Origin of the sequence: Pinirhizobacter soli, assembly GCF_015905305.1 — a bacterium.
GTDB lineage: Bacteria > Pseudomonadota > Gammaproteobacteria > Xanthomonadales > Rhodanobacteraceae > Pinirhizobacter > Pinirhizobacter soli.
This window is the reverse complement of sequence record NZ_JADZLQ010000001.1, coordinates 1686239-1708256: the sequence shown is the minus strand read 5'-3', so window position 1 is coordinate 1708256 and position 22018 is coordinate 1686239. Positions and strand designations below refer to the sequence as shown.

The following is a 22018-nucleotide window of genomic DNA, read 5'->3' as shown; positions in this document are numbered from 1 at the left end:
TCCGGCGATCATGGGTACCTGAAGGACGGCTGGGAAAGGATCCCATGGATAAGCGACGTTCGATGGCGGCCTTCGTGGCCGTCCTGGTTGCCGTGCTGGCCATGGGCTTTGGCTCGCTTGCGCGCGCCCAGGCGGCTACCGGGCTGGATCCGGCCTGGGCGCGCGCGCACCCGGTGGTGCGGGTGGGCGCCCTGCGCCCCGGCGTGCCGCCCATGCAGATAGTGGAAAACGGCCGCCTGCTGGGTGTGGGCGCCGATTTCCTCGAGCAAGCCCTGCCATCGATGGGGGTTTCGTGGCAGCCGGTGCTGTTCGATTCGCGCCAGTCCCTGCTCGATGCCTTGTGCAAGGGCACGGTGGATATTGCCCCGGAGATGATTTCCACCCCCGCCGCCATGCGTTGCATCGACTTTGGCACGCCTTACCTTGCGTCCTCGCCCGTGCGCGTGGCCCGCAATGGTGATTCGCGCTTCGTCGACGACGCAGCACTGGCGGGTGCCCGGATCGCCGTGGTGGCGGGCAGCCCGGCAGAGGAAATCATCGTCGCGGCCTTGCCGAACGCGAAGCTGTTGCGAGCGCCGGATGACCTCTCAGCGCTTGACGCCGTGGTGCAGGGGCGGGCCGATGTGTACCTGGCCAATCCGCTGATGGCCGTGCGCGAACTCGACCGCCTTGTCGCCACCGGCAAGCTGCAATACACAGGCCGTAGCACACTGCCGCTGGCACGTTACGGTTTCGCCTATGGAAGTGGGGCCAGGCCCCTGGAAGCGGCACTGCAAGTACGCCTCGACACGCTTGGCGACGAGGCGAGGGGCCGCGTCGTCGGGCGCTGGGTGGCGGTGTTCGAGCCCAGCGAAGATGCGAGCCTGGCCACGCCACTCAGTGCCGGGGAGCGGCAGTTCCTGCAGTCGCTACCGGTGATTGGCGCCGGCATCGACTCGGACTGGGCGCCGATGAGCTACATGGACCGCAACGGCGTGTCCGTCGGGGTCGCCTCCGACTACGTCGCCGAACTCAATCGCGCCCTGGGTCTGCGCACGCGCCGTGTCAACGTCGATACCGTGGCCGAGGCGCAGCAGGCGATCGCCGATGGCAAGGTGCAGATGCTGGTGAGCGTGGCGCGCGACAATCCCCTTTCGGCCGGGCTGGTGCTTAGCCGGGCTTACGAAGTTGCGCCACTGGTGGTGGCCGGGCGAAACGATGCGAAGTCCGTGTCGGGCCTGGACGACCTGCGTGGCAAGCGCGTGGCGGTGGTCGACCGGCCGTTCGATATCGCAACCCGTTTGCACAGCAGCGTCCCCTCGCTGCAGGTGGTGAGCTTCCCTTATACCGATGATGCCTTGCACGCACTGGCCGAACGTCGCGTGGACGCCGTGGTCGATACGGTGTCGGTGCTCTCGCAGCACATCGATGCCGACTACGCCGGCAGGCTGCGCATACTCGGTCCTTCGGGCATCACCATGAGCGTGCACATTGGCGTGGTGCCTTCGCAGGCGCAGCTGGTGCCGCTGATCGACCGTGTCCTTGCCGACGTAAGCGCGGCGCGAAGCCAGGCGATCCGCGCGCGCTGGATGCGCACGACCTACAGCTACGCCACGCCGTGGTCCGATATTGCGCTGATCAGCATACCGATCCTGCTGGTGGGCGTGGTGGTGGTGATCATCGTGCTGCGGGCCAACCGGCAGCTGCGGCACGCGGTGGAGGCCGAGCAGCGTGCTCGCGCCATGGCCGAGGACGCCACGCGTTCGAAGGCGCAGTTCCTTGCCATGATGAGCCATGAGATCCGCACACCGATGACCAGCGCCCTGGGCATGATCGACCTGCTCGAGCGAACACCGCTGGACGATGACCAGCGCGACATGGCTGGCGTGATGCGCGAATCGGGCGACAGCCTCCTGCGCATCATCGACGACTTGCTTGATTTCTCCCGTTTTGAGGCCGGCCAGATGCCATTGGAGGCCGTGCCTTTCGATGTGCGGCCGCTGTTCGATGACGTGGCCGGCCTTTTAGGCGCCACGGTGCGCGCCAAAGGCCTGCTGCTATATGCCAGCGTCGACGCCCGTGTCGGCGCGCGCCTGGTGGGTGATCCGGCTCGCTTGCGCCAGGTGCTGTTCAACCTTACCGGCAATGCGGTGAAGTTTACCCAGCGGGGCTTCGTGCGCATGCACCTTGCCTGGGTCGGCGGGGTCGATACGCAGCAATTGGCCATCGTCGTACAGGACACCGGGGTCGGCATTGCACCGGAGCGTAAGGCGGAGATATTCGAGCCCTTCATCCAGGAAGACGCCTCTACCCAGCGCCGCTTCGGCGGAACGGGACTGGGCCTTGCCATCGTCAGCCGCATCGCCACATTGATGGGCGCACGCGTGACCCTGGAGAGCATCATCGGCACGGGGACGCGATTTGAGTTCGCCTTCGATGCTGCCGTTGAGGCAACCCTGCCTGCCGTCGATTCGCGCAGGTTTCGGTTGGAGCTTGCCGATCCGATGCTGGCCGAGTGCGTCGCTTCGTATCTGCAGTTCGCCGGGCTGCAGGCGGAAGACGGCGCGCAGGCGGCTGGTGTCGTGGTTACTTTGGTGGGCGATCCATCGCGCCCAGCCGATGCGCAACTGCAACTGGCCGGCGCCGGGCGCACGGCAACGCTGCCGGCATGGCCGCCCAGGCTTGCCACCCTTCGGCGTGCACTGCACGTACTCGAGGGACATGTCCAGGCGGAGGACGGTGAAGGCGTCCGCATGACGCGTCCGGCACCATCGCGCGAGGTGGCCCTTGGCGAAGGGCGGCTGGTGATGGTGGTGGATGACCAGCCGCTGATCCAGCGTCTGCTGGTGCGGGAGTTGCGCATGCTTGGGTACGCCTGTGACGTAGCCAGCGATGGCGAGGAAGCCTTGCGATGCATGCGCTCGACCAACTACGGCCTGCTGCTTACCGATTGCTTCATGGCCGGCATGGACGGGTTCGAGTTGATGCGCCGGGTGCGTGCGTCGGGATGGCATTTGCCGATGTTGGCGATGACGGCCAGTCCCTTGCCCGAACTGATCGAGCGCTGCCGCCGTGCGGGCGCCGATGGCGTGGTGACCAAGCCGCTGCGCCTGGGTGAGCTCAAATCCATGCTCGAGCGTTACCTGCCGGAAACGGCATCGCCAGGCACGGAGGAGGCCGTGGAGGGGCCGGCTACCATCGTTGCGAATCTTCGCGGGGCCATGGGCGATGAGGCGGCGGGATTCATCGCACAGCTCAAGGCCCAGGCCGGCCGGGATCGCAGCGCGTTCGCCGATGCCATCGATGCGGGCGATGCGCCTGCAGTGGCGACGATCGCTCATCAATACGCCAGTATCTTCGGCTGGGCCCGGGCTCCCCGTCTGCGGGAATTGGCGCGTGCGGTGGAAGCGGAAGCACGCTCTGGGACCGACGTCCCGCCATCGGCCCGCGCCCTGTTGGCGTCATTGCAGGAACTTGACGCATGGCTCGCCCTGGAATGACTTCACGCGGCTGAAATACCCGGCGGTGCAGCATGGGAGCTCCACCGCAACGAAGCGAAGAGCCCCCATGGCCGACGTCCTGTCGAAATCCCTCTTGCGCAAGATGGACGCCTATTGGCGCGCGGCAAATTACCTTACCGTCGGCCAGATCTACCTTCGGGACAATCCCCTGCTGGAGCGGCCGCTGGAAATCGGCGACATCAAGCACCGCCTGCTCGGTCACTGGGGCACCACCACCGGCATCAATTTCATCTACGTGCACCTGAACCGGCTGATCACCGAGCAGGACGTGGACATGATCTACGTGATCGGGCCCGGCCACGGCGGCCCAGGGCTGGTCGCGCACACCTATCTTGAAGGGTCCTACACCGAGACCTACCCGCACATCGAGCGCAACCGCGATGGCATGCGGCAGTTGTTCCGGCAATTCTCCTGGCCCTACGGCGTGCCCAGCCACGTGGCCCCCGAGACGCCGGGATCGATCCACGAGGGCGGGGAACTGGGGTATTCCCTGTCGCACGCCTTCGGTGCGGCCTTCGACAATCCGGACCTGGTGGTGGCGTGCATCGTTGGCGACGGCGAGGCGGAAACCGGCGCGCTTGCCACCGGTTGGCATTCGAACAAATTCTTGAATCCCGCACGCGACGGCGCGGTGCTTCCGATCCTGCACCTGAACGGTTTCAAGATCGCCAACCCCACCGTGCTTGCGCGCATCGGCAAGGATGAGCTCACCGACCTGATGCGCGGCTATGGCTACGAGCCGCATTTCGTCGAGGGCCACGAGCCGATGAAGATGCACCAGGCATTGGCTGCAACCCTGGATACATGCATGGCCCGGATCCATGCCATCCAGAAGGAAGCACGCGAAGACGGCAACACCACCCGCCCGCGCTGGCCGATGATCGTGTTCCGCACGCCCAAGGGATGGACCGGGCCGAAGGTCGTCGACGGCAAGCCGGTGGAAGGCACCTGGCGCGCCCACCAGGTGCCGATTACAGACTTTGAAAAGCCCGGGCATTTGCAGATCCTGGAAGACTGGCTGCGCAGTTACCGGCACGAGGAATTATTCGATGAACACGGCAAGTTCCTCGACGAACTTGCCGCGCTGGCGCCGACCGGGCGCCGTCGCATGGGCGCCAATCCGCATGCCAACGGCGGGTTGTTGCTCAAGCCGCTGGAGATGCCGCACTTCCGCGACTTCGCCGAGGAAGTGAAAACCCCGGGCGATCACAAAGCCGAAGCCACGCGCGTGCTGGGCAAGTTCCTGCGCGAGGTGATGCGCAAGAACATGGCTACGGCCAACTTCCGTCTTTTCGGTCCCGACGAAACCGCATCCAATCGCCTGGAGGCCGTGTACGAGGCCAGCGGCAAGGCATGGATGGCGGAAGTCGAGGATGTCGATGAGAACCTCTCCCCCGACGGCCGGGTGATGGAGGTGCTGAGCGAGCATCAGTGCCAGGGCTGGCTGGAGGGATACCTGCTGACCGGCAGGCACGGTTTATTCTCGTGTTACGAGGCTTTCATCCACATCATCGATTCGATGTTCAACCAGCACGCCAAGTGGCTCAAGACCACCCGCACGATCGCATGGCGTGCTCCGGTCGCGTCGCTCAACTACCTGTTGACCTCGCACGTATGGCATCAGGACCACAACGGGTTCTCGCACCAGGATCCGGGCTTCATCGACCACGTGGCCAACAAGAAGTCCGAAGTGGTGCGGATATACCTGCCACCGGATGCCAATTGCCTGCTGTCGGTGGCCGACCATTGCCTGCGCAGCAGGCAGTACGTGAACCTGATCATCGCCGGCAAGCAACCGGACTGGCAGTGGCTGACCATGGACGAAGCCGTGCGCCACTGCACCGCCGGCGCGGGCATCTGGTCGTGGGCAGGGCAGGGGGAAGATGATCCCGACGTCGTCATGGCTTGCGCCGGCGATGCGCCGACCGTGGAAACCCTGGCGGCGGTCATGCTGTTGCGCGAGTTCGCGCCGGACATCCGCATCCGCGTCGTCAACGTGGTGGACCTGATGTCGCTCGAGCCCAATGAAGAACACCCGCACGGCATGGACGACGACCAGTTCGACGAACTCTTTACCCGCGACAAGCCGGTGATCTTCGCCTTCCACGGTTATCCCGGCGTGGTGCACAAGCTCACCTATCGTCGCCACAACCACGACAACATCCACGTGCGCGGTTACAAGGAAGAAGGCACCACCACCACGGCCTTCGACATGATGGTGCTGAACAATCTCGACCGGTTCCAGTTGACCCTGGATGCCATAAACCGTATTCCTCGGTTCGAGAATCTTCGCCAGGCCGCGGCCCATAACTACTGGACGGGCATCGAGAAGCATCGCCTTTACGTCAGTGAACACGGGCAGGACATGCCCGGGATCCGCGACTGGCAATGGAAGGGCGCCAAGTGACCACGGTGCTGGCCCTGAACGTGGGTTCGTCGACCCTGAAGTTCGGCTTGTTCGACGTGGATGCGGACGTTGCCCATGTCCGCGTTGCGGGCGATGCCGACACTGCCCACGAGGGCAGCATCCGTGTGCATGGCAAGCAGGTGGATGCACCTGGCGACGCGCTCGACCGCATCGCCCATGTACTGAAGGATCAGCCTCAGGTAGAGGCCATCGGCCATCGCATCGTGCACGGTGGGCCGAAGCTGCGCGAACATCGGCGCATCGATGGCGAAGTGCTGCGGATGCTCGACGCAGCCCGGGCCTTCGCGCCGCTGCACGTGCCGGCGGCATTGAAGATCGTCCGCCGCGCCGGCGAGGTGTTTCCCGGCGTGCCTGCCGTCGCCTGCCTGGATACCGCGTTCCATTCGACCATGCCGGAGGTAGCGCGGGTCCTGCCGTTGCCGCGTGCGCTTCGCGATGAAGGCATCGAACGCTATGGGTTCCATGGCCTGTCATGCGAGTCGATCGTCCGTGAACTGGGGCCGGACCTGCCCACGCGAACGGTGATTGCCCACCTGGGAAACGGCGCGAGCGTCACCGCCGTGCTCGATGGGCGCTCGGTGGATACCAGCATGGGCCTGACGCCCACCGGCGGCATCGTCATGGGCTCACGCCCAGGCGACCTTGATCCGGGCGTGATCGAATGGCTTATGCGCGAGAAGGATTGGTCCGCCGACGAACTGGACACCTGCATCAACCGGCAGTCGGGCCTGAAGGGCCTGTCGGGTATTTCCAGTGACATGCGCGAACTGCACGCATCGAAGGAGCCTGCGGGCCAACTGGCCATCGACGTATTCGTGCATACGGCACGCAAGGGCATCGCGGGCATGGCCGCGTCGATGGGCGGCGTCGATCTTCTGGTGTTCACTGGTGGCATCGGCGAACACGATCACCTCGTGCGCGACGCCATCGTCGAAGGCCTGCACTGGGCCGGTATCGGCACGACCCACATGGCGGTGGTGCCGACCGGCGAGGACGCGCAGATTGCCCTGCACGCCGCCCGCCTGGCGTTTACCTAGAGCGGTTCGAGCCAGCCCCAGCGATCAGCTGTGCTGCCGTCGAACAGGCCGAAGAAACGATCCTGCAACAGGCGCGTGATCGGGCCTGCGGAGCCCGAGCCCACCTTCTTGCCGTCCACTGAACGGATCGGGGTGACTTCGGCCGCCGTACCGCACATCAGGATCTCGTCGGCGAGGTACAAGTACTCGCGGGGCAGATCGCGCTCGATCACGTCGATGCCTTCCTCGCGCGCCAGGGTGATCAGCGTGTGGCGGGTGATGCCGGCGAGGATGGAAGCACTGGCAGGCGTCGTATGCAGTGCGCCGTCGAACACCAGGAAGAGGTTCTCGCCGGCGCCTTCGCTCAGGAGGCCGGACGACGCCAGTGCGATGCCTTCGCCAAAGCCCAGGCGACGTGCTTCGCGCGCGATCAACTGGCCGGAAAGATAATTGCCGCCGGCCTTGGCACCGGCGGGAATGGTGTTGGGCGCGAAGCGCTGCCAGCTCGACACGCAGGCGTCGATGCCCTGTTTGAGTGCCTCGGGCCCAAGATAGGGACCCATCGGCCAGGCCGCCACGGCGGTGTCGGTCGGGCAATCTGCGGACAGGCCGAAGCCGCCCAGGCCGCGGAAGGCCACCGGTCGCAGGTATGCCGCCGCCAGTCCGTTCTTTTTGATCACGTCGCGGCAAGCGGCGGCCAGTTCATCGATGCTGTAGGGGATGACGATGTCGTAGATCTTCGCCGACATGTACAGGCGTTTTAAATGATCGGTCAGCCGGAAGATCGCAGCGCCGTCGGGCGTGGCGTAGCTGCGGATGCCTTCGAACACGGACGAACCGTAGTGCAGGGCATGCGCCATGACGTGCACCGTGGCCTCTGGCCAGGGCTTGATCGCACCGTTCTGCCAGATCCACTCGGGGTATTGCTGCGACATGGGCTTCTCCAATCGGACCGCCTATTCTAACCCGGCCGATTGATCGCTACCGGATCAGCCGGGGGCGAGCCAGAGGCAACCGGAGCGCCGGCGCAGGCCAAAGTGGGCTTCATTGCTGCCGCCACTGCCCGATGTACGAACCGTCAGGCCGTCGTGTTCGTTACCTTCCACCGCCAGCAGCGGCTGGCGCACCAGGCCCGCCCACTGGCGAAGGCTGGCCACGGCATCCTCACGACCGCCTTCCCAAAGGGTGATGCCGCCCAGGCGGTTGGCATCCCGGGCCGCGAAGGCATCGGCAACGGCCTGGCGCAGCGTATCGAGGTCGGCGGCGCACAAGGTGGGCGCGAGCGAGGTGGCCGTTGGATCGACGTTGGCCGCGACACCCGGCTGCGGTGTGGGAGCCGCCGGTTGGGCACCGAGGGCCTGGCAAGGCTGGTCGGTGAACACCGATTGCCCGTCGGCGGCGACGCAGCGATGGATGACATCCTGGGCGAATGCCGTTGGGCCAAGAAAAAGCAGGGCAAGGAAGGCAAGGCGCATCAGCCAAGCCTAACCGGTTGCAGCCCTTGTCATCCCTTGCCGTGGATGCCGATCCTTGCCAGCACCGCCTGCGTGGCCTTGGCACGGTTGATCGTATAGAAGTGCAGGCCAGGCGCGCCGCCATCGAGTAGGCGCTGGCACAGTTCGCCTACCGCATCGGCCGCAAGTTCGCGCGTGGCCGCCGCGTCGTCGCCGTGGGCCTGCATGCGCTTGACCAGCCAGCGCGGGATTTCCGCACCGCAGGCCTCGGAAAACCGCCTCAGCTGGGTGAAATTGGCGATCGGCATGATGCCGGGCACGATGGGGATGGTGACGCCCAGCTTGCGCACGTCGTCGACGAAACGGAAATACGCGTCGGCATTGAAGAAGTACTGGGTGATCGCGCCGTCGGCGCCGCAGGCGACCTTGGCACCAAAGTGCCGCAGGTCTTTCAGCGCGTCATCGGCTTGGGGATGAGTCTCGGGGTAGGCGGCCACCTCGATGTGGAAATGATCGCCGCTGTGCTCGCGGATGAAGCACACCAGTTCCGAGGCATAGCGGAAGTCGCCCGGGCTTGCCATGCCCGAGGGTAGGTCGCCGCGCAGCGCCACGATGCGCCTGCAGCCGCCGGCCTTGTAGCCATCGAGCAAGGCGGCGATCTCCGCCTTGGTGCCACCCATGCAGCTCAAGTGCGGCGCCACGCTGAAACCGTGTTCCTCGCGCAGATGACGCACGGTCAGGTCGGTATAGCTCAAGGTTGACCCGCCGGCACCGAAGGTGACCGAGACGTAGTCCGGATCGTAGGCAGCCAGGCGGCCAGCGGCGGTATCGAGCTGGGCGCGCTGTTCATCGGTCTTGGGAGGGAAGAACTCGAAGCTGATGGCGGCCATGGGGGGTCCGTCGAAGGGAGTCGTCACAGTATATATCTTTGTATTGAGATGAAAAGATAAGGGGGGGCATGCCTGGCACGCCCCCTTCATCAAGCCCCCAGGGGAAATGACTGCTATCCATCCGCCGGGTTTACACGGGAGTTACCTGACTTAAGGCTCACCTGAAGTTGCCGACGGTACCCGCACGAGCGTTCAACACGCGCGTATTGTCCGATTCATGCGCATTGCCCATGACATTGCCATTCCAGCGATTGTTGGGACCAGACCAGATGTTCACGCGCGTGCAGCCGCCGCTGCAGTCGTAGGCCATGACGGTACGCAGGCGTGCGCCCAGGTGCTGAAAACCATGTCCATACGGGTAGTTGTTGTTGCGCCCGGCGGCGGGATCATGCGTGGCCCCGTAGTTGTGGCCCAATTCGTGGCCATAGCTGTAGTAGCCGGTAGCGCAGTCTTTTGTGGCGACGGTAAATGCACTGCCTGCATTGGAGTTCAGATAGCCGACACCGCATGCGTCGCCACCAGCGGTGATGAGCGTCACCAGGTCCGCCTTCTTCTCGTTTCTGAGCGTGTGGATCCAGTCGATGAAGCCATCATTGGTACTGGTAAGGCGCCCAAGATCCGTACCCAGCCTGCCGGAATCCCTATATTCAGAGGTATAGACAGCGTCGATCATCTGCAGACGATGAGTCACACCGCTGCGGGCGTATCCGTCGTTGGTCTCGGCCACGGCAAGGTGGGCCAGGGCGATCGGATCGGCGAGGGCTCTGGTGGCGTTGTCGCTGAATACGATCATCACGCGCGCGTTGATGTCGTTGGTCGAGTTTTCACCCAGCGTGGGTCCATCGCCGGCCATCGGCAAGGTGTCGACGCTTTCCAGCGGCGGAAGCTCACCCGGCAGGTCGTCTTCGGCGACCGCAATGATCGCGTGGCCGCCGGAAGCCAGGGGCCTGATCGCGTAGAGCTGGCCATTTGCACGAACGGAACCCGTGATGCGCCCGCCACGATTGACCAGCGTGACCTCATTGGCGGCCTCAAACCACGTCGGTTGTGTGTTGAGCCCCATGAGGGCCGAGGAGCCATCGCTCCATTGCCCGCGCCAGACCGCACTGCCATCGGGTAGGGTTTGCGCATGTGTCCGCCGGACGGCACCGTGAAGCTGCGGGGCGAGCGACAGGTAAATTTCCGGGGTGTCTTCGCGCAATGCGTCGGCATCGGCGGCGACGCGGTTGATCATGTGGTAAGCGGGCACATCGTGAATGGCGCTCAATGTGGGGTCTTGCGCGGATTGCAGTGCGGCCATGGGCATGGGCATGAAGAGCTCCCTGGTATCGCTTGCCACGGCAGAGGCGATGGGGGCCAGTGCAAGCAGAAGTACCGAACAGATCTTTCGCGGATAGGGGTGCATGCGGCAATTCCTTTTCAAACGTGGGATATCCACGTTTTTTCATGTTGCACGCATGCATTGGGCGACGCGGACAGATTCGATCAGCACTTCAGGTACGCATAACCCGGCGCCGAATGCTGGACTGCCCACGGTATGTAGGATGCAGACGACTGGCCTGAATAAAAAAGGCGACCCGAAGGCCGCCTTTCTTTTTCACGCGAATATCCAGACGATCAGTAGCGGTAATGATCCGGCTTGTAGGGGCCTTCCACCGGCACGCCGATGTAGTCGGCCTGTTCCTGGGTCAGTTTGGTCAGCTTCACGCCGATCTGCTCAAGGTGCAGGCGGGCCACTTCCTCATCGAGCTTCTTGGGCAGGCGGTACACCGTCTTTTCGTAGGTGTCCTTGTTCGTCCACAGGTCGATCTGGGCCAGCGTCTGGTTGGAGAAGCTGTTGGACATCACGAAGCTCGGGTGGCCATGGGCGCAGCCCAGGTTCACCAGGCGGCCTTCGGCAAGCATGTATATCGCGTTGCCACCGGCGAAGGTATAGCGGTCGACCTGCGGCTTGATGGTCTCGCGCGAGACATCCTTGGCGGCGTTCAGGCGATCGATCTGGATCTCGTTGTCGAAGTGGCCGATGTTGCACACCAGGGCGTTGTTCTTCATCTTCGACATGTGCTCGAAGGTGATGATGTCCTTGTTGCCGGTGGTGGTCACGTAGATGTCGGCGGTGCCGAGGGTTTCTTCGATCGTGGTGACCTGGAAGCCTTCCATCGCCGCCTGCAGGGCGTTGATGGGGTCGATCTCGGTCACGATCACGCGGGCGCCGAAGCCCTTGAGCGAATGCGCGCAGCCCTTGCCGACGTCGCCATAACCGCAGACCACGGCCACCTTGCCGGCGACCATCAGGTCGGTAGCGCGCTTGATGCCATCGGCCAGCGACTCACGGCAACCGTAGAGGTTATCGAACTTCGACTTGGTCACCGAATCGTTGACGTTGATCGCCGGCACCAGCAGCTGGCCGGCCTCGGCCAACTGGTACAGGCGATGGACGCCCGTGGTGGTTTCTTCCGACACACCGCGCCATTCGGCGGCAACCTTCTTCCAGAAGCCCGGGCGCTCCTTGGCGACGCGCTTCAAAAGATCCTTGATGACCTGTTCTTCGTGGTTGGCGCCCGGGCTGTTGACCCAATCCGAACCGTTCTCCAGTTCCAGGCCCTTGTGGATCAAGAGGGTGGCGTCGCCACCGTCGTCCACGATCAGCTGCGGGCCGGTCTCGCCCGGGTGGGTGAGCATGTCGAGCGTGCAGTCCCAGTACTCCTCGAGGGTCTCGCCCTTCCAGGCGAAGACCGGCAGGCCGCCGACGGCCATCGCGGCGGCGACGTCGTCCTGGGTCGAAAAGATGTTGCACGAAGCCCAGCGCACCGAGGCGCCCAGCTCGCGCAGGGTTTCGGCCAGCACGGCCGTTTCCTTGGTGACGTGCAGGGAGCCGGACAGGCGAACGCCCTTGAGCGGCTTGTCCTTGGCGTAGCGGGCACGAATCTGCATCAGGCCCGGCATTTCCTCTTCCGCCATGCGGATGCGGCGGCGGCCGAGGTCGGCCTGGGACATGTCACGGACGTTGTAGTCGTGCTTGGTGGAATCTTTGGTAACGGCGTTCATGGCGTAGCTCCGGTTGGGTACGGGGGCGCCGTTGTGCAGCTGCCGCGTCGAGCCTGGCCATGGGGCGATCGCGTGGGATCGGCCGTCGGTCGCAGCGCCCCTCGACGGGCAAAACGGAAGTCCGATTATATCTCGACTTCCGTATGAACGGATATATGACACGGTTTGGGTATGCTTGCTGCTTTGCAGCGTGTCAGGCCTTCGACCCCATGGAAACCCCCCGCGACCCCGAATTCCTGCCCCACGACGGGCCCCTGAGAGAGGACGTGCGCCGCCTGGGCGCCCTGGTTGGCCAGATGCTGGCCGAACAGGAGGGCCAGGACTTCTTCGACCAGGTCGAACACGTCCGTACGGCAGCGATTGGCCGGCGTCGCAGCGGGCAGGGCGTGGAGGTGCTGGGCACGCTGCTGACGGGCCTGCCGGCCGGGCAGGCCGAGGCTCTGGCTCGGGCCTTCGCCACCTATTTCCAGGCCGTCAACACCGCCGAACGGGTGCATCGCATCCGGCGCCGTCGCGATTACCAGCGCGAGGGTGGGGCGCCCCAACCGGAGTCGCTGGCCGCGGTGCTGGGTCAGCTGAAGGCGCAGGGCGTATCGCTGGACGAGTTGATGGCGCTGCTCGCCAGGGTCGACATCGAGCCGGTGTTCACCGCCCATCCGACCGAAGCCGTGCGTCGATCCCTGCTTGAAAAGGAGCAGGAGATCATTCGCGCCCTGGTGGATGAGTTCGATCCCACCCGTACGCCGCAGGAGCGCCGCGATGACGACGCCCGCATCCTGATGGCGCTGTCGGCAGGCTGGCAGACGGCCGAGGCATCGCCGGTGCGTCCAAGCGTGCAGGATGAATTCGACCATGTCGGTTTCTACCTGGCGCAGCCGATCTATCGCGTACTGCCCTCGCTTTACGAGGCGATGGGCCAGGCGCTGGCCGAAGCCTATGACAACCAGGCGCCGGTGCCGCGCCTGCTCCGCTTCGCCACCTGGGTCGGCGGCGACATGGACGGCAACCCGAACGTGGGGGCCGATACCATCGAAGCCTCGCTGGGCGCACAGCGCACGCATGTGCTTGAGCGCTATATCCAGGACATCGGTGCACTGGCGCGGCTGCTGAGCCAAACCGATAGCCGGGTGGAGGTGGACGGCAAACTGGCTCGCCGGCTCGAGGCCTACCGCGAGAAATTCCCTGCCGCCGCCGCGGCGATTCGCCCGCGCCACGCGAACATGCCCTACCGGTCATTCCTGACCCTGGTCCAGGCACGCCTGCAGGCAACCCTGCACGGCGATGGCGAGGCCTATCCATCGCCCCAGGCCTTTGTCGAGGACATCGACCTGGTCGAGCACAGCCTGCTTGGCCACGGCGGCGCCCATGCCGGTGCGTATGCCGTACAGCGCGTGCTGTGGCGCGCGCGCACGTTCGGCTTCCACCTGGCGCGGCTGGATGTCCGGCAGGACTCCAGCGTGCACGACGAAGCGCTTTCCGCGCTGCTCGATGACAGCGGTTTTGCCGGCTACGACGCCGGCAAGCGCACCTTGCTGCTGCGTCCCTACGCTTCGGGCGAGCGCAGTTTCGTCGCCGGCGAAGGCGATGAGGCGGCCCGTTCGCTCAAAGCCGTGTTCGCCACGCTGGCCCAGGCACGCGGGCGCTACGGTGTGGATGCGACGGGCCTGTACATCATCAGCATGGCGCGCAGTGCCGCCGACGTGCTGGCGGTACTGGCCTTGGCGCGCCTGGGCGGCATGCTCGAGGACGGCGGCGTGCCACTGGACGTGGCGCCTCTTTTCGAAACCATCGATGACCTGGCCGCTGGCCCCGACACGCTTCGCGCGCTGCTGGCAGACCCGGTCTACCGGGCGCACCTTGCCCGCCGCGGCGATCGTCAATGGGTGATGCTGGGCTATTCCGATAGCGGCAAGGATGGCGGCACGGTGGCGTCGCGCTGGAGCCTGCAGCGCGCCCAGGTGGAGCTGATGGAGGTAGCGCAGGAGGCGGGCATCGTCGTTTCCTTCTTCCATGGCCGTGGTGGTTCGGCAAGCCGCGGTGGTTCGCGCATCACCAATGCGTTGATGTCCTCTCCGCGCGGTTCGGTGGCGGGCGTGTTGCGCGTGACCGAACAGGGTGAAGTGATCCATCGCAAGTACGGCGTGCGCGCGCTTGCCGTGCGCAACCTGGAGCAGACGGTGGGCGCGGTGTTGCTGGCGTCGCTGCGGCCTCGCGATGCCGAGCCGCGCGAGGCCACCTGGCGCGCGGTGATGGCCGACGTATCGGCACGCAGTCGCACGGCCTATCGCCAGTTTGTCGAGACGCCGCGGTTCGTCGACTACTTCCGTGCGGCCACCCCGATCGACGTGATCGAGCACATGACTTTGGGTTCGCGCCCGTCGCGCCGCCGCAGCATGAAGGGCGTGCAGGATTTGCGCGCCATCCCCTGGGTATTCGCCTGGACCCAATGCCGGGCCGTGCTTACCGGTTGGTATGGGCTTGGCGCGGGCCTGGAAGCGGTGGCCTCGGAGCAGGGGGAAGAGGCGCTCAAGCAGATGGCCGCCGACTGGCCGTTCTTCCGCAGCATGCTGGCGGACGTTGAGATGGTGCTGGCCAAGGCGGACCTCGACATCGCCGAGGCATTCTCGAAATTATCCGGCGACCTGCACGACACTTTCTTCGGCATGATCCGCAGTGAGTTCGAGCGAACGCTGCTATGGGTATTGAAACTGCGCGGCGCCCCGGGCCTATTGCACGATGAGCCGCGGCTTGCGGTATCCATCCGCCTACGCAATCCCTATGTCGATCCGATGAGCGTGCTGCAGGTTGACCTGCTTCGGCGCTGGCGCGAGGCGGGATCGAAGGAAGATGACCTGCTCGGGGCGTTGGTAGCTTGTGTCAACGGCGTGTCGCAGGGGTTGCAGAACACCGGTTGATGTCGCAAGGCCGGAATGGCCTTGCGACGATGTTTGAAGCAGGTATCAGCCGCCGGCTTCGAGGGCTTCCCAACGCGCGAAGGCGGCGTCGAGTTCCGCCTGCAACCTGGCGATGTCCTCGTTCGCCCTGACGATCGCTGTGCTGTCCTGCTGGAAGAACTTCGGATCGTTCATCGCCTGCGTTCGCGAGGCGATTTCGGCTTCGAGCTGTTCGAGTTTTCCAGGTAGCGCATCGAGTTCGCGTTGTTCCTTGAAGCTCAGCTTTCTCTTCGAGGCTTGTGCCGCCGCAGGTGCGGGCGTGCCTGCGGTGGAAGACGATTTCGCTGCGGCGGCGGATTTCATCGTCGCGGCGTGGTCGCGCTGGCGTACCCAGTCGCTGTAACCGCCAACGTATTCACCCACATGGCCTTCGCCCTCCAGCACCAGCGTGCTGGACACGACGTTGTCGATGAAGGCGCGGTCATGCGACACCAGCAGCAAGGTGCCCTGGTAGTCGCCCAGGAGTTCTTCGAGCAGCTCCAGCGTTTCCACGTCCAGGTCGTTGGTGGGTTCGTCCATCACCAGCAGGTTCGATGGCTGGGCAAACAGCTTGGCCAGCAACAGGCGATTACGCTCGCCACCGGACAGGCGCGTGATCGGCGCCCGCGAGCGCTCGGGGGAGAACAGGAAATCCTGCAGGTAGCCCACGATGTGCTTGCGCTGGCCGTTGAGTTCGATGAACTCCCGGCCCTCGGCCACGTTGTCCAGGGCGTTCAGTTCGTCGTTCAACTGGCCGCGGTGCTGGTCGAAGTAGGCCACCTGAAGGTTGGTGCCCAGCGACACTTCGCCACTTTGTGGAGCCAATTCGCCCAGCATGATCTTAAGCAATGTGCTCTTGCCCGCGCCGTTCGGACCGACGATGCCGATGCGGTCGCCGCGCATCACCACGCTTGAGAAATCCTTCAGAAGCAGGCGGCCGCTGTAACCGTGGCTGACATCCTTGATGTCCACCACCTTGCGCCCGGAAGCCTGCGCCGTGGCCAGCGTCATGCGCGCATTGCCGCCGAGCTCGCGGCGCTCGGCGCGCTCGTTGCGCAATGCTTTCAGTGCCCGCACGCGGCCCTCGTTGCGCGTGCGCCGGGCCTTGATGCCCTGGCGGATCCACACCTCTTCCTGGGCCAGGCGCTTGTCGAACAGCGTATTGGCCTGGGATTCGGCATGCAGGCGTTCTTCGCGGCGGCGCAGGTAGTTGTCGTAGTCGCCGGGCCAGCTGGTGAGCGCGCCGCGGTCGATTTCCACGATGCGGGTGGCAAGGGCGCGCAGGAAGCTGCGGTCATGGGTGATGAAGATGATGCTGCCGGCGAAGTTGCGCAGGAATTCCTCGAGCCAGGCAATGGCCTCGATGTCCAGGTGGTTGGTCGGCTCGTCCAGCAACAGCAGGTCCGGTGCGCTGGCCAGGGCGCGACCCAGCAGCACGCGGCGCTTCATGCCGCCCGAAAGCGAGCCGAAGCTGGCGTCGCCAGGAAGATCCAGGCGCTCGATCACCTGACTCACCCGGTTGTCCAGGTCCCAGCCGTGCTGGGCCTCGATCTGTACCTGGACATCGCCCAGGCCATCCATGTCGCCCTCGGCCAGCAGGTGGTGGTAGCGCGCGAGCAGGCGGCCGAGTTCGCCCAGCCCGCTGGCCACCACGTCGAACACCGTGCCTTCGGTGTCGTGGGGCACTTCCTGGGTGAGACGGGCCACGCGCAGGCCGCCCTGCGGCCGCACCTCGCCGTCGTCGGCTTTCAGTTCGCCGGCGATCAGCTTGAGCAGGGTGGACTTGCCGGCGCCGTTGCGGCCGACGATACAGACACGCTCATTGGGCTCGATGACAAGATCGATGCCTTCGAGCAGGAGCGGGCCGCCGACAGAGAAGTCGACTTTCTGGAGTTGGATAAGAGGCATCCCCCTAGTGTAGCTCCGGACGGCCCGGCCGGTCCTGAAAAAAGGCCGCCCTTGCGGGCGGCCAACTGGGGAGGGGAGCGCCGCAGCGGGAACGGCGGCGCGTTTTACTCTCTTGTTATGGCTTGGATTACAGGGAGAAGTCGTAGCGAACACCCAGGCGGACGTAGCGCGGCGTCTGGAAGCTCAGCGGACGCAGGTAGTTGATGTCGCGAGTACCTGAGTCCGTCTCGCCGTACTCGTAGACGCTCAAGGTGCGCTGCTGGGTGAACACGTTGAAGACATCGGCGGTGAAGGCCAGTTTGTTCTTCGCGAAGTCCGGCATGTACTGGGCGCTCAGGTCCAGGTTCCAGGTCCAGGGCAGGCGGCCGCGGGAGCCGCGCGGTGACGGCTTGCCGTCGCAATAGAAGTAGGCCGCGCCGTAACCGATGACATCGTTCGGGCCGACACCGAAGCAGTTCTTCGGGCGCCCGGAGGCGACGCTGAGGTTGCTGCTGAACAGCCAGCGTTCGGACGGCTGGAAGTAGCCGAAGGCCTTGATCACGTGTGTGCGATCGTTGGGCAACGGTCCATTCGCGCCCATCGTGATTTCAGGCGAGTCCCAATCCTGCGTCACCGAAGGATCGAGCTGGCCGATGTCGGACTTCAGGAGCCCTTCCGAGTTGCCATAGCTGCGCGAGAAGATGTACTGAAGTTTCCCGTACCACTGGTTGTTGAAGCGATGCTCCAGGTAGGTATCGAGCGCGTAGTAGCGGCGCTTGAGGTCGGGAAAGCCCAGTTCCTTCTTTGACAGCCGGATGTCCTGGTAGTCGCCCTTGCCCGTCATGTCGATGCGGAAGGTGTTGGACTGGCCCGGGTTGAAGATGAAGCAGCGATCGATGTTGGCCTGGCTGAAGTCCACGCCGTTGGCTTGGGCATACCGTGCGAATGGCCGCGTGTCGCAGAAGTCGTCGATGGAGCTGCGCAGCTTGCGGTAGGTGACGCGGGCACCAAAAGCCCAGTCGGACGACAGCTGCTTGTCGAAGCCGAGGATGAACTCGTCCTGGTAATAGGCCTTGAGGTTGCGCGCCGCCACCTGCTTCGGATCGGGCGTGCGCCCATCGGCACCGTTGGCGTAGCTGATGCTGGAGATGGGAGTGGTGCCGATAGGCACGCCGGTCACCGGGTCGACGCCGTCGAAGGTGAACCATTCGCGTTCGAACAAGGATGCGGACGCACCGCGGATGGCCACGTTCGACGGCACGGCCAGGTGATACCGGCCCGCATTGGCGTATACCTTGAGCGAGGAATCGCCGAGGACGTCCCAGCTGGCGCCAACGCGCGGTGCCAGCTGGTGGCGTTGCTTCACGTAGACCTGGCCATCGCCGTTGAAGTTCTTGAACTGCTCGTTGCGCAGGCCCAGGTACACCAGCCACTTGTCCGATACCTGCCAGCGGTCCTCGATGTACTGGGCTTCCTGGTTGGTACGTGCGCGAGCCTCGCTGATGAAGCGCCGACGAAAGACGACATCCGATCCATCTGACGGAAACTGGATGTCGGGATAGGCAGCGACAATGTTCTCGATGACTTCCGGATCCGTCGGCACGGTCTGGTAGTTCCAGTAGTTGTTGCCCTCGTAGCGCGAACCACTGAAGGATTCGAGGAACTGGTTGTCGACGCCAGCCCGCAGGGTATGGTCGCCGATGGTGTACTGGAGGTCGGCGCGCCAACTGCGCGTCTTGTCATAGGCGCCAGGCGCACCCAATGAACCACCAACGACACTGCAGCCGGTGATGGGGTTGGAGCCACGGTCAGTACGCGAATCGGCCACGATCGGGCAATCGCGACCCGTCGCGCTGGTCGTGGTATCCACGTGGTTGCTGCGGCTGCGACCGGCCAGCACGTTGAGCGTGAGGTCGTCGCTGAGGTAGCCGGTGTAGCGGGCGATGTAGACGTTGCCGCCAGGCGCGGAACCCGCGGTCGCGGAGTTCTTTCGATACCTCTCGCCGCGATATGTACCTTCGAGGCCATCGGCCACGGCGTAGTCGTAGCGGCGCGTGGTGTCCTCGGCGTTGTCGCCGATCGCGGTGAATTCGACGATGTTGCTGTCGGTGATGTTCCAGTCCAGCTTGGTGAGCCAGCGAGTCGCCTTGCCCTGCAACTGATCGAGCGTGTTGGTGGCGATGCTTCCCTGTGTACGCGTGGTCTCGCGGGTAATGTCCGCGGCGGTGTAGAAGAACAGCTTGTCCTTGATCAAAGGGCCACCCAGGTACGCGGCATACTCGTAGGACCAGTCCTTGTTGTGGCTGCGGTCCTGGTACAGGCGCCCTTGGCGGTAGATGTTTCGCGGCGAGTCGCGAAGTGCCCGGGGCGTCCAGAACACCTGTGCGCCACCTTTCCAAGTGTTGCCGCCGCGCTGGGTGACGATATCCACCACGCCGCCGGTGGAGCGGCCGTATTCGGCGCCGTACCCGCCGGTGTAGATCTGCTGCTGGTCGATGGCATTGAACGGCAGGCCGATCGAGCCGATGCCGGTAAGGGCATTCGTGACGGAGAATCCGTTGATGTAGTACTGGTTTTCCGCGGCAGAGGCGCCACCGAAAGAAGCGACGTTGCCGTAGTGCGAGTCCGATTGCACCGTGCCCGGAGCGAGGAGAGCCGCAGCAGTGGTATTCCGGGCCAGCGGTAGCTTGCGCAGCTGTTCGGCGTTGATCACGGTACGCGAGTCCGTGGCCGAGACGTCGATCGTGGGCAACGCGTTGGCGCTGACACTGACGCCCGCCAGGGCGGTGGCTGCCGCGACGAAGCTGACATCGATGCCGGCGCCAAGATTGACGCTGACGCTCTCCCTCGACTGCTCCACGGCGCCGTTGCGCTTGAGGTCCACGCGGTACTGGCCAACGGGCAGCGATGGCGCACGGTAGCGGCCTTCGGCATCGGCGGTGATTTCGCGCACCAGGCCGTTGTCGAGGTTCTCGACACGGACGGTGTCACCCGGAGCGACGCGGCCGAAGATCACGCCCGAGGCGTTGGACTGGGCGAAGGCGGGTGCGCTGATGGCGCAGGCGAGGGCGGCGCAGAGCAGGCGGCGGCTTGGCGTTTGGTGCGATGGCGTCATGCGGGTGGATCTCCCCAGTGCAACTTGGATGGCCGGATCGGTGAACGACACGGCGAACTGGGGTGGATGTCGAAGCGCGGCATGGCCGTCCTGGCCGATGGTGCGCGTGCATGACCCGACATCCGTATCAGGTCGCCGGACGTGGCGGTCCGGTGCGCGCCGCGACTGTGCGCGGCTGGTGTTGAACCTACATAGCGCTAGAGGCGCATGTCAACGGAATGAGCGTGCACGCGCGATTGTCGGCCCACTTTTGAGCCATATTCGATGAACTTGCTGTCGGCGAAGCACGCAGATGTTCGGGCAGTGGACGTGGGGATCGGAGGGAGGGCGGCGGGTGTCACCCTGGGAACGCTTCCGCAGGAGGGCGAAGCCCGACGAGGACTTAGTGACCAGGGTGACACCCGCCGCCCTCCCCCCTCGAGGCAAAAAAAAGGCCGCCCGGAGACGGCCTTTCTGTTCGAGCGATAACCTTACTTGCGTTTGGCGACCAGGCCGGCCGCTTCGCGGATTTCGTCGGCCTTGTCCGTCTTCTCCCACGAGAACGCGGTGAAGGTGTTGCCATGGGCATCCTTCATCTCGTACGGCGTGCGGCCGAAATGGCCGTTCGACGCGGTGGGCTGGTAGATCGGGTGCACCAGGTCGAGCATCTTGATGATGCCGTACGGGCGCAGGTCGAAATGCTTGCGGATGATCTTCTCGATCTTCTCGTCGGCAATCTTGCCGGTGCCGAAGGTGGTGACGGAGATGGACGTGGGCTCGGCCACGCCGATGGCGTAGGACACCTGGATCTCGCAGCGGTCGGCAAGGCCGGCAGCCACGATGTTCTTGGCGACGTAACGCGCGGCGTAGGCGGCCGAACGATCCACCTTGGACGGATCCTTGCCCGAGAACGCACCGCCACCGTGGCGGGCCCAGCCGCCGTAGGTGTCGACGATGATCTTGCGGCCGGTCAGGCCGCAGTCGCCCACCGGGCCGCCGATGACGAACTTGCCGGTCGGGTTGATGTGGAACTTGGTGCCTTTGTGCAGCAGCTTGGACGGCAGCACGGGCTTGAGGATCAGCTCGCGCACGCCTTCGATCAGATCCTTCTGCTTCACGCCTGGATCGTGCTGGGTGGAGAGCACCACTGCATCGATGGCCACGGCCTTGCCGTCTTCGTAGCGCAGGGTGACCTGGCTCTTGGCATCCGGGCGCAGCCACGGCAGGGGCGAGTTCTTCTTCTTGCGCACCTTGGTCTGCTGTTCGACCAGGCGGTGGGCGTAGTGGATCGCCGCCGGCATGAACTCCGCCGTTTCGTTGGTGGCATAGCCGAACATCAGGCCCTGGTCGCCGGCGCCCTGTTCCTCGGGCTTCTTGCGGTCCACGCCCTGGTTGATGTCGGGCGACTGCTTGCCGATCAGGTTGAGCACGCCGCAGGTCTCGCCGTCGAAGCCGACTTCCGAGCTGTTGTAGCCGATGTCGAGGATCACCTTGCGGGTGAGCGCCTCCAGGTCGATCCAGGCGCTGGTGGTGATTTCACCGGCGACGATGGCCACGCCTGTCTTCACCAGCGTTTCGCAGGCAACGCGAGCGGCCGGGTCCTGCCCGATGATGGCATCGAGGACGGCATCGGAAATCTGGTCGGCGATCTTGTCCGGGTGGCCTTCGGAAACCGACTCGGAGGTGAAGAGGTAGCTGCTCATCGCGGCGATATATCCTTCTTTTCGGATAAAGAGATAAATAGGGGTCGCCATGATACACGGCCCCG

General features: G+C 64.6%; 12 protein-coding genes and 1 riboswitch. Of the genes, 4 read left to right on the top strand and 8 right to left on the bottom strand.

All coding sequences use genetic code 11. The annotated features are described in order from the left end of the window. Window positions 1-44 precede the first annotated feature (44 nt). The 3 genes from NDK18_RS07395 to NDK18_RS07385 are packed head-to-tail and all read left to right on the top strand — an operon-like array spanning window position 45 to window position 6965. The gene (locus NDK18_RS07395) at window positions 45-3479 is read left to right on the top strand and encodes an ATP-binding protein (protein WP_250627428.1); all 3435 of its coding nucleotides are present in this window, start codon (window positions 45-47) and stop codon (window positions 3477-3479) included. Window positions 3480-3504: 25 nt separating this feature from the next. Continuing rightward, window positions 3505-5907, top strand: coding sequence for a phosphoketolase family protein (locus NDK18_RS07390; protein ID WP_425600628.1), 2403 nt, complete (start codon window positions 3505-3507; stop codon window positions 5905-5907). Beyond that, window positions 5904-6965: an acetate/propionate family kinase gene (locus tag NDK18_RS07385; RefSeq protein WP_250627426.1), complete on the top strand. Its 1062-nt coding sequence runs from the start codon at window positions 5904-5906 to the stop codon at window positions 6963-6965. The genes NDK18_RS07390 and NDK18_RS07385 overlap by 4 nt, the downstream gene beginning before the upstream one ends. On the opposite strand, the gene NDK18_RS07380 is transcribed toward NDK18_RS07385, so the two are convergent. The 5 genes from NDK18_RS07380 to ahcY form a co-directional block, all read right to left on the bottom strand. Then, window positions 6962-7879, bottom strand: a complete 918-nt coding sequence (locus NDK18_RS07380; protein WP_250624931.1) for a branched-chain amino acid transaminase — start codon at window positions 7877-7879, stop codon at window positions 6962-6964. The genes NDK18_RS07385 and NDK18_RS07380 overlap by 4 nt on opposite strands. A gap of 54 nt (window positions 7880-7933) precedes the next feature. After that, window positions 7934-8419 (bottom strand): DUF4124 domain-containing protein, encoded by a 486-nt coding sequence (locus NDK18_RS07375; protein WP_250624932.1) that lies wholly within the window; start codon window positions 8417-8419, stop codon window positions 7934-7936. Window positions 8420-8448: 29 nt separating this feature from the next. After that, a complete protein-coding gene (gene metF, locus NDK18_RS07370) occupies window positions 8449-9288 on the bottom strand; it encodes a methylenetetrahydrofolate reductase [NAD(P)H] (protein ID WP_250624933.1) in 840 nt (279 codons plus the stop codon). 157 nt (window positions 9289-9445) lie between these two features. After that, the gene (locus NDK18_RS07365) at window positions 9446-10693 is read right to left on the bottom strand and encodes a M12 family metallo-peptidase (RefSeq protein ID WP_250627425.1); all 1248 of its coding nucleotides are present in this window, start codon (window positions 10691-10693) and stop codon (window positions 9446-9448) included. Window positions 10694-10905: 212 nt separating this feature from the next. Next, complete coding sequence (gene ahcY / locus NDK18_RS07360; RefSeq protein ID WP_250624937.1) at window positions 10906-12336, bottom strand: adenosylhomocysteinase; 1431 nt, start codon at window positions 12334-12336, stop codon at window positions 10906-10908. Window positions 12337-12352: 16 nt separating this feature from the next. After that, window positions 12353-12445: riboswitch (S-adenosyl-L-homocysteine riboswitch) on the bottom strand. A gap of 100 nt (window positions 12446-12545) precedes the next feature. On the opposite strand from ahcY, the gene ppc reads away from it, so the two are divergent. Further along, window positions 12546-15251: a phosphoenolpyruvate carboxylase gene (gene ppc, locus NDK18_RS07355; protein WP_250627424.1), complete on the top strand. Its 2706-nt coding sequence runs from the start codon at window positions 12546-12548 to the stop codon at window positions 15249-15251. Window positions 15252-15296: 45 nt separating this feature from the next. Here ppc and NDK18_RS07350 read toward each other — a convergent pair whose 3' ends face one another. From NDK18_RS07350 to metK, 3 genes are all read right to left on the bottom strand, one after another. Beyond that, on the bottom strand, window positions 15297-17177 hold the full coding sequence (locus NDK18_RS07350) for an ATP-binding cassette domain-containing protein (RefSeq protein ID WP_250624941.1): 1881 nt from the start codon (window positions 17175-17177) through the stop codon (window positions 15297-15299). Window positions 17178-17304: 127 nt separating this feature from the next. Then, window positions 17305-20271, bottom strand: a complete 2967-nt coding sequence (locus NDK18_RS07345; RefSeq protein WP_250627423.1) for a TonB-dependent receptor — start codon at window positions 20269-20271, stop codon at window positions 17305-17307. Between the two features lie 470 nt (window positions 20272-20741). Next, window positions 20742-21953, bottom strand: a complete 1212-nt coding sequence (gene metK / locus NDK18_RS07340; RefSeq protein ID WP_250624944.1) for a methionine adenosyltransferase — start codon at window positions 21951-21953, stop codon at window positions 20742-20744. Window positions 21954-22018: the final 65 nt, after the last annotated feature.

Coding starts and splice junctions, on each gene's coding strand:
- NDK18_RS07395 (WP_250627428.1), top strand. CDS start 45: ATGGATAAGCGACGTTCGATGGCGGCCTTCGTGGCCGTCCTGGTTGCC.
- NDK18_RS07380 (WP_250624931.1), bottom strand. CDS start 7,879: ATGTCGCAGCAATACCCCGAGTGGATCTGGCAGAACGGTGCGATCAAG.
- NDK18_RS07375 (WP_250624932.1), bottom strand. CDS start 8,419: ATGCGCCTTGCCTTCCTTGCCCTGCTTTTTCTTGGCCCAACGGCATTC.
- metF (WP_250624933.1), bottom strand. CDS start 9,288: ATGGCCGCCATCAGCTTCGAGTTCTTCCCTCCCAAGACCGATGAACAG.
- NDK18_RS07365 (WP_250627425.1), bottom strand. CDS start 10,693: ATGCACCCCTATCCGCGAAAGATCTGTTCGGTACTTCTGCTTGCACTG.
- ahcY (WP_250624937.1), bottom strand. CDS start 12,336: ATGAACGCCGTTACCAAAGATTCCACCAAGCACGACTACAACGTCCGT.
- ppc (WP_250627424.1), top strand. CDS start 12,546: ATGGAAACCCCCCGCGACCCCGAATTCCTGCCCCACGACGGGCCCCTG.
- NDK18_RS07350 (WP_250624941.1), bottom strand. CDS start 17,177: ATGCCTCTTATCCAACTCCAGAAAGTCGACTTCTCTGTCGGCGGCCCG.
- NDK18_RS07345 (WP_250627423.1), bottom strand. CDS start 20,271: ATGACGCCATCGCACCAAACGCCAAGCCGCCGCCTGCTCTGCGCCGCC.
- metK (WP_250624944.1), bottom strand. CDS start 21,953: ATGAGCAGCTACCTCTTCACCTCCGAGTCGGTTTCCGAAGGCCACCCG.